Genomic DNA, 16,032 nt, shown 5'->3' on the forward strand with positions numbered 1-16,032 from the left:
AATCCTTGGACAATTCTCAGGTCACTCTTAATACTATGGCTTATTATGTAAGTCAATGAATGCAATGAGATGCCGTATTGAGTCATACCTAAATTATAGAAGAAGTTCCCTGACATTAGATTGTCAGGGAACTTCTGTTCGGGGCATAGTTTAATTCGGAATTGAATTGCTTTTCTACTCAATTTTCTTTTTATTTTCTTGAAAATACTTTCTCCTGAATTGTATTGATCTCACTATAAGGTTTTGGCCAGTCAACATAAGGGTACAGTGCTTTTAGTTTATTTTGAAAATCTGTATTGTTTAACATCTCATAAGTTACATCCTTAAAGTCACATTGAATATCCATTTCCTCTAAGAATTCCTCTACGTTTGGGATTACATAATCAAGCTCATCATCCAAATACTTTTTCGCTTGCTCCTTAGTAGGCTTTCTAGTTGTAATTCCCGTTCGCAGATCCTCTGGAGGGCTACTAATTACTGTTGGTAATAACAATTCAATTAAATCTTTTTTAGTTTTCTCAAGATATTTGCCTAACTTGTTCTTTGATTCTTTCATAAGCTTTTCTATCTCTTTCTTCAATTTATCAACTTCCTCTTGAAACTCCTGTTTCAAATTCATCAATATTATTGTCCCTTGTCCGTCTCCCAATGACTTTATGTATTTTTTCCTTAATTCTTTGATTCTATCTTCAATTTTTCCACTTGGAAGTTTACTATCCTGATCAATCAAACGATAAGTCGTTCTCAATTTATCTTCAATGGCTTTATTATTTTGAGCATTAATTAACTTTGTTGGTATTTTTACAGTTCTTCGGTTTATTTGAATTCCGCTCACTTTTAGTTCTACAAATTGAAAATAACTACTATACACACGCACTTCCCGTTCTTTATCAAATTGCTTCGCTGGACGATTATTTAGGTCTTTCTTAGTTTTGAATAAATCCTGTGTTGTAAATTTTTCCTGAGATATTTCTGGTTCATCTTCGAGTATAGAAAGTTGAATAAAGTCGTCTCTTTTATTCTCTGATAGGACTGAATTTATTAATGCTTGAACCTGAGAAGGATTAACAGCTATTGAGTTTAGCGTATTTTCCTTTGGTGCTTCTTCAATTATCAACGCAGTAGAGGAAAATATCCAAGCTTGATAGTCAACAATCAATATCCCTATCCGCAATGGTGATGTTTTTCTTATAGTCATACCACCTTTTACGAGCGTTTCAATACCTTCAATCTCACCATAGCCCAATCGAAAAACCTCAGGATCAGAATCGATTATTACTTCAATTACTGCAACATTAGACTTTCTTGCAACAATTGCTTCTGCTAAATCTTTTGATATGCTTGGAGCCAAATAAACAATCCTTTTCTTTGCATTTTGAATAAGTGAACCCATCATGTTTGAATTTAGGCTACCAAAGGTTGTATGCACATTTATTCCTCCCAACTACCGCAATTCTTACATATCGTTACTTTAAATTTATTTAGTTAAATATGTTGTCATAATTTGGAAGCATGTTAAATATTTCTTTAGAACTATGTAATTGTGCAAAATAAAGACGACCATCAACAGATAGTCGTCAAAAATCACTCTTTCTTCAGCTAACTCCCAATGCCTTATATACGGCATCAGTTGGATCAGAATAGAATACGGGCTGTACCTTTATCAGCAAATCTGGCGGAACTGTCTGAAAATCCACAACAGATGCAGCCGGTATCAAAACTTTCTTAGCTCCAGCGTCAACACAAACTTGAAGGGTATTAGCAAACTCTTCAACCTTTGCAATTGTACCACCAACCGTCATGTTTCCAAGCACAACCATACTCTCTTGAACAGGTCTTTCCAATGCCCCTGAACATAATCCAATCAGCTCAGCGATAGCGAGTTCGTCCGTCAAACCTATCCCTTGCAAATCGCTAATATGCATGAGATAGTCCTTCGTCTTGGTGCTTATTGAGCCACTGATACTTTTGCTATTTGATGTAAAGTATCGAAATGCTGTATCCAAGCTCTCTTTTGCACCTCGATTAGTTCCAACACCCGACTTCTCAAACTTTCCTGTCCCTGAAACGACCTGGTTTTCCAGCTTGAAAACCCCGATCATTCCCGAATCGCCATGACCAACCGTATACACATGACCTGGCTTCCCCAGACCTTCAGGAATTAGCTTGCCGCCACCTTGCTCTGGCACGGATACATACTCTTCACTTAACGTCTCCCTGTCAATATAGGAGAAATGAACATCGTAAAACTCCATGCCGCCAATCTTTTTAAGCTGTTCCTTTACCCTTCTTCTACCTTCTAGGGCGTATTTCAGGATCTCTTCTACGTCTTCCCGTGTAAACTCTCCATTCGGGTAAAGGAGCTTGATGAATCCAGAAACGGTTTTTCGGACAGCAATAACATCACGCTGGTTCAGGTTGTTACCAAGCTTAAAATATTTATCAAGGGCATCCGCAAACGAACGTTTCCGCATTTCCCTAAAGTATTCAGCCATGTAATCAACGATGAAGCCGTACTTATCCGTAAAGAAGTCAGGACGCATCTTCGGTACTTCCCAGCCAGGCAGATAATAGTGCATCCGATCAAAGAATGCAGAATCATTAGCCATTGCTTCTGGAAACGGCGCAAACAGATGCGAAGTCTTTATGAGCGAATCGAGGCTCTGATTGATATTACCAACGAAAACCATAGAAGCAGATGCGGCCTTCTCTTCTCTCCCTCTTGCAAACGACCCTGAAGCCATATAGTCCTTCATGATCTGAATTCCATCTTTATCCTTGAACGTTATGCCAGCCACCTCGTCGAAAGCCACTGTGTCCCATAATCCCACAAGCCCGACTTTCTTCGAAGACATATTATAAAAGAGATTGGCTACAGTAGATTGGCCACCTGAGACTAAGATCGAGTTTGGTGAGATCTCCTTGTAAACATGCGACTTACCCGTGCCTCTTGGACCAAGTTCACACATGTTATAGTTATTTTCAACAAGCGGTACAAGTCTCAGCAAAAGATGCCACTTTACCCGATCCTTTAGCTGTGTCGGCTCCATACCTGTCGAGCGTATGAGTACATCAATCCATTCCTCTTTCGTGAAACTCTTCCTGCCCTCAAACACCTCGTTCAGATCCATATTCGGCATTTGAATCGGCTTCAAGCTACTGATACTAAATGGATTACTGTTCTTCACTTCTTCATCGAAGAAATACTCCATCTTGAGCATGCACCAGATCCCGCCAGCAAGGAGTTTGTCGAACTCTTTGACATAGCTCGGCGAGATAGGAACACCCTTTAGTCCCAAATTTGAAAATTCCGCTACATATGTATCAATTTTCTCATTAAGTGTCACCGTGATCTTATCGATTACCGAATACTGACCCAGCTCCCGAATTCTCGATTTGACCTTTTCCGCTTCATCAGGTCTTACAAAGTTCTCTGAGAGGATCTTCTTAACACGCTCGATTCCTTCTCGGATGTTATCCTCATCATCTGTCGCTGCGTACATCCCCAGCAGGTATTCAAGAACGTATACAGGGACATTGGCTCCTTCTTTCATCAATTTCGTTAGATCTTTCCGAACGACCCTGCCGGAAAATACATCGTTCAGCTTGCGATCTAAATCGAGTGTCTGATCTTCACTTATTTGCTCCATTCGGCTTCCTCCCCTCCCCTAAAAATCAAAATCACTTACGATCCCCAAATTTATATTGAATGGTGTTTTCTCGACAACGATATTCGTTTCAACATCTTTCGAAACGAGATAATAGTTACTATTCTTGTCATACGGAATCGATTTTAACGCAAAGCGAAGCTTAAATGTACGCTCATCGGGTTTTTCTGAGGTACGGTCACAGATCAGCATTTCCTCATTGCTAATTACGTTTTCTGCATCATCTACCATATAGATCTTCACTGTCCGTGGAACCCGCTTATCCTCCACCTTTTCCGTTTGAAAGAAGTTAAGGTGGAACAGGCTGTTCGTAATTTTCCTGGTAGTATTCGTTAGCTTTATATCGACTTTCTCGATCTCACGGCTGTTCTTTTGCCCACTTCGGATATTCTTAAATTGAATGAGCGGAACGACAATCTCCTGAAGGCTGGCTCCACCATGCACGAAGTTAGCCCCAGCTCCCTGTATTTTGAAGCGAATCGTTGCCTTCGGAACATATGTCGTGATGCGATGTTCATTCTTGATCAGGCTGTCCATGTTTATATTTAGAAGTCCGATACGCTCTCCTTTTTCCTGTGAAAGAAGGTGTCTACGCTTGATCTCTAAGACTTGAATGCCCTCTTTTTCAATCTTGTCGCTCTCTTCTAATGCATCACGCTGATAAACGAAGCCGTGGTCAGCAGTAATAAAGATATTCGTACCGCTCAGATCATCTCTAATGATCTTTACGATGTCGTATAATTCATCGATTGCTCTTTCCGCCGCTGTGAACGTATAGATCTCTGTTGATGCTTTGTCACCTGTGGCATCGATGCTGTCATGGTAGATGTAAACCAGCTTCTTACCTTTGAAGGCTTCTCTGCGACCAGCCTTATTCATATTTTTCAAATCTTGAAAATGAACCGCCGTGCTATCGGGTACTACGGCTTGCAATATATTGATTCGATTGTCCATCCCGCTTGAGGATTTACCGTTAACCCACACTTTACCGCTTAGGTCAATTTCCAACTCTTTATGCGGTAAAAGTGAAGCCATCCCCATTTTCGTAACGGAAGGAACGACCCCTAATAATGGCTGAATATCACAGGCTCCTCTCGTTTCCGAGTTAAGCTTGTCCGTTAACTCCGCCGCTATCTCATAACGTAGTGCATCAGAAATGATTACGAATACCCGATCACCATTATTGATTTTTGAGGCAACAAAACTTCTATAAAAGTCCTTCTGACTTTGGATACCTGGGAGTACCCAGCCTGATTTCATCTCATCTTGCACAGCGGCAGACCAGTTCGAACTTAATTCGCTCATATACCAATTGGTATACAGGTTTTCGACCATCACTTTGAGCTTTTTCAATATTTCACTATTGGAGTCATTGTCATATGCGACATAGAACTTTCGATAGAACATGTCGATTTGGTGATAGTCATTTACATATGCTCGGTACATATCCACCGCTTGTGTCTTAGGAATGCCCATGCTGTATTTTTTATGGAATTCAAACATCTTAACGGTGTAGTAGAGGGCTTCATATATAGATTGATACCGCTCATAGTAATGCTTTGCTCTACGCAGGTTAATCAACTTCGTATATGTTTCATAATCCTCCAGCCGCTCTTCCAGACTGTTTGCGATATAGATAATGATGGCTTTATCGAAATAGGGGAACGTATCTGACTCCTTGAACTCTTCAACAGGGAGTGGGTTCACAATATCCGATAATTTAATTTCTCTTTCGGCGATTTCAGCATATTGATCATAGATAGGATAATCTGTTTTATGATGCATCCAATGATCGATAAACACCAAAGAATTAGACTTGTTTCGAGTAGCAATGTAGTTCTTGACCAGTGAAAGACGTTCTTCATTAACCGTATGACTCAGTGCATTAACAGTCAAATGGATGAACAATGTCTTGAGCGACTTGGAGGTTTGATTAAAGGCATACCGATCGGCAATTGCATTCCAAAACACTTCTATCCCAATGTACTTTGCAATCTGATCCAAGTATTTGTTCTGGCTGTCATCAAGTGTATCCATAATAACGACTTTCAGGACATCCTCGAAATCAGGCATTTTGAGATTGCACAACGTACTCATCATGACGAGTTCGAGAGTTTCTTGAGTGAAATTCAAAACCTCAAACCCTTTAAACTTCCTAACCCTGTCTTTACTCCCAAAAAACTTCTCGTACTTCTTCACCGAACTTCGGAGAGATGGATCAATATTCAGCTCATTCATGATAAGAGATAATTTATCCGCATAGAACGTCTTTGAGTACAGAATCGTATCTAACAGCCAGTTGTCTTCCATGCGCATTCCCGAATTAGAATAGATTAAGTAGTGAGAGGCTTGATCCTCTTCTTCGAGAAGATACTTGGTAAAAAAGCTGTTGACCTCTGTCAATTTATGTACTTTGACTTTCTCAATAGAAATCTCATGTATGTAATCAGCAAATTCCTGGTCCTTATCGAACCAGAAGATTACCTTCCGTTGCTCACCTTCATTGAGTGGTTGCAAAAAGGCTTCTTGTAGTGCTTTTGTAACTTCATCCATATTCACGATTTATCAACACCTTTACAATCTGGCTAAAAACAGGGATACACCAACATTAACTGGCATATCCCCATTGTACCCAATTTATTTGATTGGAGCGAGCAACCCTTCGAATTTGGCATAGTTCACAGCGACACCATCATCCAGATCAATCTCAATCTGCATATCTGCCATGTGATGGAGCTTTTCATCGTATGCACGCAGCTCTTCAATCTTCAGATCAAGTGACTTCAACTCTTTTTTTGCATTGGCTATTTCCTTAGCAATTCCATCTCCATTAATAACATCAAGCAGAGTTTTCTTCTCTGCATCCATCCGAATCTGGAGTTCATGCAGGTAATCCGTTCTGATTCTTGACAAAGTGGATTTATCGTAACGGTGCATGTAAATTAAGCAGTTAAATGCTTTTTGTTTGCCTGATGTGAACAACCAGTAAATAGGACGTTTTTTATAGATCTGCAAATGGTCCTTATAAAAATCATTCATGAAATAACGGCGTATTGTATCAATAGCTGTTTCATTATCTTTACGACCAATAGCCCCAGCTATAAACTCCAAATTTTCCCTCATTGTTTCTTGACCAAAAGTTATCTTAATAAATTCGACGAATCCTGTGACAATATCATCCTCAAAATAAACATCGGACAGAATTGGAATAATATTATCCTCCACCGCAGGAAACATTTTGTATCTTGTAGGAGAAAATTCTCCGCCAGCATTGATTAGACCATTTTCATCTAAAGAATAACGACCCAAAGAACAACCTAATGCATAGGAAATAAAAGATTTGATATCATAAATTAAATTTGCTTTTCGAATCGTAACGTTATTGTCGTTAACTATTGGTGAAATTTCATTCTGTAGTCCATAAATTTCAATAAAGATGCTGTTAAGTTCTTCTTCATTTCTCCGAAGTTTCTCAAATTGTGAATTAGTAAAGCATTCAAATTTATTAAATGCTGTTTTTATGGTTGGTGAAGAAAAGGTAAGAAACGGATGACGATCAAAATCCCATGATATTTCAGAAAAATTCCAGTCTATTTTTGAAATATCAATATTCATCTTAACTATTGATTCTATTAACTCTTTTTTTATTGTAGATCTTAATATCGGAAAACTGGCTATATGACCAACTTCATAATTAAGAGTTGGCGACAATGTATTCGCAATTTTTAAAGCAACAATACTATTACAAAATCCATGCAAATAATCCAAATAGTCATCGGAGAAAATACTGGGTCCTGCATCGGCGAATATGTGTCCATTTGGTTTATATCTAAATGCTATATCTCCAGTGGATATTTTTGACCACGTTATTGCATTCTTAAAATAATATTTAATGTTCTTAACAGTTCGAGTATAGTTTTTATATAGACTTGCCGCATACGATTTAATCTCTTCTCCATCATTCTCCCAATTTACAACAAAATCATTATTCCCATACCATTTTCTGTACTCGCCACCTTTACTAAATGGAAACCATTTTTTATTTGACTCCTTTGCAGAGGTAATATTTTCTGCATCAAATAACAATTTGTCAATACATACTTCATACCAGAACCGAGTAAATCGATTATTATCACTTGTTTGAAGTCCTATTCTTGGACTTGCAATCTCACTAATAGGCTCTCCTTTATTGAAATTCTCAACCAATTCTTCACTCACCCAATACGCAATCGGCCCCCCAGGAATATCCACAAAACGTTTTTGATCAAACATGTAACGATATAAAACATTTGGGTTCTGGACAGCATCCAATGTTTTATCTTTCTTTTCTTTTGCTGTATTTTCATCGATAAGTCGTATATAAATACCTTTTCGATTCGGAACGAATTCATTTCTTATTATAAATGCTGAAGATTGAACCACCTCTCCTCCTATTTCCTCAAATGTTCTTGATCCTAAATGTAACATCGAGTCTATCAATTTATTACTAATTATCTTCAGCCTAAGATTCTCATAACTTGATAAAAACATCCATGAATGTTGATTAATACATCCATAATAACTGTATGATTTTAAATAATGGTCAATCTCCATAAAAGATGCAAAGAGATCTCCTTTCGAATCAGGGTAATACTTGCCTAAAAAATTATTCAATACTGAGTTCATATTTTTAGATCCCATATATGGAGGGTTCGTAACAAGAACATCATATTGATTATGCATGATTTTTGCTTGTCTAATTAGTTGTAATAAGAGACTAATTGATTTCTCTCTTGTATCTATTTTAAACAAGTCATCAACTGCCTGTTCCTTGATGACTTCTAATTTCTTCTCTAAAAAAACTTGCGGAAACGTTTCCACCTTTATCAGAGAACCAATAGTCTTGGCTTCTTTAAATTGCTCACAGAATCCTTTAATTGTTTCAAAATCCGTTCCTACACTGTTTCCAGCAATATAGGCAATATGTTCGTCAGTTAACTTATTTGATTCTTGAATTGAAGCTAAATTGAGCTTTAATCCTTCTTTTTCAATACTTCTAAAGAAACGCTTGTTATATTCCATTGCCTTCATAACAACCGAAAAACATGCCAGTTGATACGCTCGATCATCTATATCGAGTCCATACAAGTTGTTTTCAATAATAAGCTTTGGTATTTCACGCTCCATATAACCACATTTACTATAAATCTCGAATAGCACATCAAACATATAAACAAGAATGTGTCCACTTCCCATTGCAGGATCGAAACATTTAATGTCTTCAACATTTAATTCTTTGTTGATGTATGGAGCGAGTTTCTCCTCAAAATTAGATTCTCGATTTTGGTCTTCAAGATACAATTCCCAATTTTTTGTTAAACTCTTATGTTCAGAATGTGCCTCAATCCAATAACGTCCAAGAGAATTTTGAACCATATAACGGACAATCCAATCAGGTGTAAAGAGTTGTGTTGCATAGGGGATTTCTTCAGCTTTGAACTTCGCCTTATCTTTAAAAACCCTATCCTTTTCGTCGGAAATATAATATTGATAAAGCCAACCGATGATCTCAACTTGTTCCCAGTCGGATTCTGGAATAATGGCCACATCGATCATTTCACGAAGAAAGGATTCCTTTGCCAGTAGTCCTTCAGGAAAAAGAATTTCTTTATAATCATCAATAGTCTCAAACATAAAGGGAAGAGCTTTATTCAAGTCGTTACACTGCTTGATGACTAAATACTTGAGTAGTTCTTCTGTTTTATTGTTTAACTTCAGTTCATAAACCAGTTCTTTATCAATATCCAAATCAATCGTCAAAGCCTCTTTGATAATATCAGGCTCAGAGCTGTCGGAGTTGCTGGAGGAAAGTACCCTTACCTTTGTAGGGAGATAGTTATTTACCTCCATGTAGCGCAGTGCAGTAAAACGATTAAACCAAGTATAGGCTACTTCCTCTACAACCTGCTTATACCCTATCTCTTTAATTCGGGAGATAAGCTTCTCTCGTTGATTCCTCTCCGTTGCAGAAAGCTGTTTACCATCAATATAGATTGCATCCGAGCTTTCAAATTGAGCTTTCTTAATGCTCTCTTCAGTAATCCCTATTCTAAAAGCCTTCGCTTTAACCTTCTCAATTATCTGTTTACGGGCATTCGTCGCAAAGTTTTTCAACGCTGTCTTATTCATGCGTGCTGTTCACCAACCCATACTGGAATTTGTTCATACAATAGACAGAGTGCCGTAGCCAAAGAGCCACGGCACTTTTGTTTAATCAATAAACTCGATTTGTTTGTTACTCTTTATAATCTGCTTCAATTTTGCCGACAACGTGTTCATCAACATATCTACTTCTTCTTCTGTACGCAAAGTTTTAGTGGCAAGTAAGTTTTTCACCCTAACTTGTTCTCTCTGAGGAACGGGCTTTACTATTACTGTTGGGTTGTCTCTCCCGCCTACTATAACTGGCGGATCCACAGGTTTATTCTCAAACTCATGTATCTCACGATTAATAATGATTTCTTGCTTTTCTCTAAAAGTTGTGCTTTGATTTATTGTTGCATCCACCTTAAATATATCGTTAAGGTCATTCATGTTACTAAATAAGTTCAGGTAATGGACTTTAGTACGCTGTTTTGTCTCCTCGGAAACACCATCCTCATTAGCACGTAATGTAAGATGATCAAGATCCAATTGAATAACACTCTTTGCCACTATCTTCTTCTCTTCGAGTACACCCTGAATTTGCTCATCAATTTTATTCACAAGCTCAGGAATGTCTTTGATTCTTCGATACGGCTGTACTTCTGTTAAAATCTCTTGTAGCTTTTCAGCAGAATTTTTAACTTCATTGCCCGATAAATAAACATCGTTCTCTTTGAACTTCTCAATTGCACGTAGCCCTTTATCAAAGATGTCTTTTTGAGATGCGAAGAAGCTCTTTACATACGTAACATCTTCTTCCCAATCTAACAGGTTATCCTCCAGATCACGAAGTTTCGTAAAGAACGAGACGTTATCTAATCCCTTCGTAAATTCCCCGAAATATTCAAGACCTTTATCCAATAGACTGCCACCTGGATATTTCCTGCCTTCGTAGCGGTTTTTGAGAGCTTTAATCTCGACCACTTGCTGATCGATAAGATGACGAACATCCTTAATCAGACCATCCTCGTCGTCTGCTACATCTGTTTTATTGAATACTTGCTTACATATGTTTTTGGCGACTTTCAATAAGGATTCGTCAACGATAACCCGTTTTACAACAATAGCTTTTTCGACCTCACTTGCCTTGGTCAATGCATTAACGGTATTACCATCTTCAGGTTCCAAATGTTCAGAGTTAATCCGCAGTCGAATTCGTTGTTCCTTCATTAACTCCGCAATCAAACCTGATATGTCGAGGTCTTTCCAGCCATAGGGCTTATCCTTGTAGCGATCCAATAACATTTTTACTCGTACTTGCTTTTGAATGCTATCCTGCAAGGTAATGAAATCCATGACTTCCTTTACAGCCAACTCGTTTGCAATTTTCGAAATTCCATCAATGGTCAATTGCTCGGTGCTTCTTCTTAAAATGGCTCTTAAATCATTTTCCGATTCCAGGAAGGTCTTCACATAACCAAGTTTCGTATACACATTCTCAACCAATGAAAGGAATCCCGCATTGATTCTTTCTTTAACTGTCGCACCTTTAATTTCCGCCTTATTCCCGTTGATAAAGAATGTGCCACCTTTAATGGCTTCTTCCAGCATATCCCGTACTCGACGTTTACGATCCCTTGCCTCAGCTTGCTTATTATTCAAGATGTTTTGTATGTTCTCTGGTTGTTGGGTCGGATTTTTCTTCTTTCGATACTCCTCAATCTTGAGAACCTCTTCCATCTCATCTACATAAGCCTCATTCGCACCAAGTTTTAGTAACATCTCCCCTGTACCTGAAGACATGAGCATTAACTCTTGGTCAGATTTAGTGTAGTGATCAGACAGCGGCGAGAGAATATTGATTCCGATACTCGATGTTTGATTACCTATGTTCTTCTCATCCATTTTTTGATTGTATGGGAATTGGTATTGTCCAGAATAACGGTATCTCTTATCATCATACAGGTCTTGATAGATGTAGTTAGCAAGCTCACGCTTAATGACATCCTCTTCAATCTTCATAGCCTTGATCTCACGGTTAATATCCTGCTCGTCATCCGTCAAGAAAAGGTAGAATTCACCGTTCTTCTGAATCAGCGTTTGTGAAATCAGCTTCCGAAGTGAAACCTTGATTTTTTCCTTCAACGCCAATTTATCTTCATCGATCTGTGTGACCATAAGCGTAGCAATATTGTCTACATTCGCTGGAAGCTCTTTGATGTACTTGATCATGAATAGCACTTTAAGCAATTCCAAATTGAATTCATCATCACGTAATGCTGGATTCTCATATGCACCCTCAATTACCCTTGCAATGGAAGGGGTTAAGAACTCTTTAATTGTATCGTAGAATGCATAAAAAGGAATTAATGTACCTTCTTCCGTATCCTTGTAACGCAATCCAGCTTCTTTGAATGCAGAAAGCATGGAACGCTCGCCTTCTGATAAGTGCTTACCAGAACTACCGTGTTTACGAACTTGTTCAAACACGTTTTGTAAGAGTTTGAATTGATAAGGAAGAAACGGATACACGTCCGCAAACTCCAGATCGTTCTCATACCCTCTTAGATCCGCAGTGCTATCCTTAAAACTCATCAGGTTTTTGAGCGTTGCACTCTTCTCATGGTGGAGGAGTTTCAATTTATCGGTAACATGTTCTTTCTTTTCAAGGATCCGCTTCTTAATAACCTCATCAACCGATATGGAAGATAGGGATAATCTCGTGTCGAATCTTCCTTGGATTCGAGAAAAGTCATCGCCTTTTACTTTCACAATACTATCGATACTTTCCTGCGAAGTGACCATAATCCATACTTTTCCTGAACAATGTGTCCCGAGATCTTCGGCTAGCGTTTGCAGGTTAAGCATTAATTGACGGCTGTCACCTATGTATTGCCCAATCTCATCGACCAAAAATATGAGATGAAAGTTATTACCTTTTTGAGCGATGTACTCCTTTACATCTTTCGAGAACTTCTCAATACTGATTTCAAAGTTATTAACACCGTTTTCGAACCAGTTTCTTGCCGTTTCCTCGGACATCGATGTAACTTTCGTCAAAGCTCCAATAACATAATCGGCATCAAAATAGAACGTGTTTCTGCGGTCAACCCAGTCTTCTCCTGCCGCCGCTCTAAACTCACGTTTAAAGTCCTCATACACGCCTTCTTTAGTCAGATACTTCTCCATCTCAGCAACACCAGGTATGTCGCCATAGAAGCCCTGGTGCTCGTAGAAGACTTTGGTGAATACTCGAAGGATGGCATCTTCTTTAGACTTGTTGTCCAAAGAGCTTTTCGAATCAATATTAAATAGGATAACTTCGGTATCTACGTTGGATGTTCTCTTCATGTTGGCGAGAACTATTGGATCTTGAATTTTGCCAGCGAAGAAATCAACAGCTCGTTTATCCTTCGCTTTCTTGTTTTCAAGCAAATAGGCAAGGATCTTCAAAAAGTGAGATTTACCTGATCCAAAAAAGCCTGAGATCCAAACGCCCATTTTATCGGTTTTCCCATCAATACCCTGCTGGTAGTTCTCGTAAAATTTAGATAAGTGCTTATTCAATTCTCTTGTCACGACATATTCATCAAGCTCCTGATAAATGTTATCCTCATCGGTCTGAGCGACCTTGATTACGCCTTTAATGCTACGTTCAATATCTTTTATAAACATGTCTTTGATTAGCACAAGTTTTCCCCCTCAGAGTTAATCCACTAAACGAAATGCTCTATAATAGTTGTCATCCTTGAAACGATCAAATAAGCGTAATGATAATCCATCGTACTTACCTGGAAAGAACATAATGACAGGTGTTTTATCCAATACTTCTTGAAGATTGTTCAAGATGTTATGGGAACGCACAAAAGGATATACTTTGCCTACTCCTGTAATTAATACGACATTATGATCTCCCAGTTTCTCTTTGATCTTCTGAAGAAATATTTCAGGCTTCGCAAAGTTAGCCATGGCTTTAAACAAGGCATCTTTTCCCTGCTTCTCCTCCATCTGAGGTATACGATCAAAGATGCGTTTCTCTTTAGCAATTTCGATGAGCATTTTGTACAAATCAAATTCAATGAGCCGACGACCTGAACCCTCATGACTGAATTCCTTAAAAATATGCGGGATGTAGTCCCGCACCACCAGTTCATTCTCAGGCTCATAATCGAACACATAGAAGCTGATTTCGTTTCCCAGACCTCTGCCCTCAATAAACTTATCTTCCTTGATCTTAGGTATGATCTTATCGAGTCTACTATTCAAATTCGCCATACTATACCTCACCCATTGCCCGTACGTAAGCAATGTCTCCGATTTGAATCAAATATTGCTTTAAATGGTCATCCATCAGGATTCGACTTAGCTCACCTGTTTTCTTGTCCTTCAATATGCCTGACTCAAGTAAAATCCGTTTGATGACATTTTTTAGCTTCGTTACGGTTTGTTCTGTCCATCCTGCTACACCTTGGTCTTGTTCCGCTTTTGAAGCAAAATATAGATTAATATCCTTCTTCTCCAAAAAAGAATTATTCGATTCGAGTTTCTCACGAATAACTTCATTCATGAACTCAAAAAATAGTCTGTCCGTTTTCATAATCGCATAAAGGTTAATAATTTTAGCGGATTCGAGTGATTGCTCTAATAACGTGCTTCCTAAAGTATCATCGAGAACATTAACTCTACGCAATATAGAAGGTAAACCTCGTTGTAAACTCGACTTAATTTGGTACTGAAATAAATTATCATTTAAAACTTTTTCTCTAATCTCTTCATCATTGAAACCAGCCCATTTAATTTTTAATACTTGTTTTAATTCATATAACATAAATGCTGCACCGGTTAGAGTTGCAGAATATTCTTGTTGCATCTGAAATAACCCCCTTAGGTAAAGGATTGTCAATTTAAATAACAAACAATCACTTATAATCCTAATTGTAGCATAATAGGAGGCATTTTTTTGTAAGTCAAAGTTAAATGCTCTTCATCTGCAATTAATAATTCTGCACTGCAAAAGAAGCGTACCATAACTTAAAGACACCAACATGTCAGGAAACGCTTGTTCTGACTATTTTTTGCGTTTATTAAATATGCCATAACTGATTTGTTTAACTACTTTCTCATCTAGTTTGTTATAAATGAGCAGGAATAACTTAAAAAGCAAGCCATTACCCAACAAATACATACGGTTTCCTTTTTCACAAAACTCTAATTTATTTGGCTTCAACCCTTGTTGTTCGCATATTGCCTACAAATTAAGCCTTAAGCCTTAAGTGCTCCAAAGGTGCCCGCCTTGTAGTATTTTCTCTTGTAGATTTTGTGATAAGGGGATTACTTTCATTGATATCCTCCAGCTAAATCCATTTAGGTCCAAGGTATGATAAATTCGACAAAAGGACCTATTTTTCCTTCCATCCCCTACGGTTACTAAAACATTACATTTTCTTTCAAAACAGAAACATACGTTCCATGACAATAAAGTGTCAGACTCCTATGCTACTCTATAATTATTAGCAGACGAAAGGGTGAAGTTTTCATGAGTTACATCATTTTCGATATGGAATTTACTGTTCTGCGGAAAAATCAGTACATGGCTGATATTTTAGAAATTGGTGCTATTAAGTTAATTGATGAAGGCGGTCATCTTTCCATGATTGATCTTTTTCACACATATGTCCGTCCGAATAATTACAAAACGATCACTAACCAAACTACAGATTTTACGGGGATCACTCAAGAACAGGTGAACAGCGCACCTACTTTCAAAGAGGTTGTATCGAATTTCAAGTGTTGGCTAGGAGACTCCCCCTATTACATGTGTGCATGGGGACCGGATGACAAGCAACAATTGGTAAGGCACTGTGCATTACATAAGGTTGAATTAGAATGGATACAAAATTATAACGATATACAACTCATGTTCACTCGATTGCAAGGTGGTGACCACGGTCAGCGATATGGACTCAAAAAGGCACTAACTGCTACAGAGATTGAATTCCTCGGCAGTCAACATAACGCATTAGATGATGCATTTAATACTGCAAAGCTTTTTAAAATGATATTCCCTCAACTATCACTTGAGGAGAATAATGCTGCTAATGAGCTGCGTTATTCTACATCGGTTGTTTATTCAACCGGTGATGAGATGAGTAAGCCGTTTTGCCAACTAGCTGAATTGCTGGGTATGGCTATATGAAAATAAAACCAAGGACTGCCGTCTGAATGCAGTCCTTGGTTTTTA

The 16,032-nt window shown here is 38.2% G+C and carries 8 protein-coding genes; 1 reads left to right on the forward strand and 7 read right to left on the reverse strand.

What is annotated here, in order from left to right; all coding sequences use genetic code 11:
• Positions 1-190: 190 nt before the first annotated feature.
• The 7 genes from QFZ78_RS18440 to QFZ78_RS18470 form a co-directional block, all read right to left on the reverse strand.
• Positions 191-1,429 carry a hypothetical protein gene (locus QFZ78_RS18440; RefSeq protein ID WP_307549748.1) on the reverse strand — a complete coding sequence of 413 codons (1,239 nt, stop codon included), beginning with the start codon at positions 1,427-1,429 and terminating at the stop codon, positions 191-193.
• A 166-nt stretch (positions 1,430-1,595) separates the two neighbouring features.
• The gene (brxL, locus tag QFZ78_RS18445; RefSeq protein ID WP_307549750.1) at positions 1,596-3,650 is read right to left on the reverse strand and encodes a protease Lon-related BREX system protein BrxL; all 2,055 of its coding nucleotides are present in this window, start codon (positions 3,648-3,650) and stop codon (positions 1,596-1,598) included.
• Positions 3,651-3,668: 18 nt separating this feature from the next.
• Positions 3,669-6,221: a BREX-1 system phosphatase PglZ type A gene (gene pglZ / locus QFZ78_RS18450; RefSeq protein ID WP_307555776.1), complete on the reverse strand. Its 2,553-nt coding sequence runs from the start codon at positions 6,219-6,221 to the stop codon at positions 3,669-3,671.
• 84 nt (positions 6,222-6,305) lie between these two features.
• Complete coding sequence (pglX, locus tag QFZ78_RS18455; protein WP_307549751.1) at positions 6,306-9,836, reverse strand: BREX-1 system adenine-specific DNA-methyltransferase PglX; 3,531 nt, start codon at positions 9,834-9,836, stop codon at positions 6,306-6,308.
• 81 nt (positions 9,837-9,917) lie between these two features.
• Positions 9,918-13,481, reverse strand: coding sequence for a BREX system P-loop protein BrxC (gene brxC / locus QFZ78_RS18460; RefSeq protein ID WP_307549752.1), 3,564 nt, complete (start codon positions 13,479-13,481; stop codon positions 9,918-9,920).
• 18 nt (positions 13,482-13,499) lie between these two features.
• Positions 13,500-14,066, reverse strand: coding sequence for a DUF1788 domain-containing protein (locus QFZ78_RS18465; RefSeq protein WP_307549754.1), 567 nt, complete (start codon positions 14,064-14,066; stop codon positions 13,500-13,502).
• Position 14,067: 1 nt separating this feature from the next.
• Entirely contained in the window at positions 14,068-14,661 is a 594-nt protein-coding gene (locus QFZ78_RS18470; protein ID WP_307549756.1) for a DUF1819 family protein, read from the reverse strand.
• Between the two features lie 666 nt (positions 14,662-15,327).
• Between QFZ78_RS18470 and QFZ78_RS18475 the strand changes: the two genes are divergently transcribed.
• Positions 15,328-15,987, forward strand: a complete 660-nt coding sequence (locus tag QFZ78_RS18475) for a 3'-5' exonuclease (protein WP_307549758.1) — start codon at positions 15,328-15,330, stop codon at positions 15,985-15,987.
• The last annotated feature ends 45 nt before the right edge of the window (positions 15,988-16,032 follow it).

Origin of the sequence: Paenibacillus sp. V4I5 (assembly GCF_030817255.1) — a bacterium.
Classification (GTDB): Bacteria; Bacillota; Bacilli; order Paenibacillales; family NBRC-103111; genus Paenibacillus_E.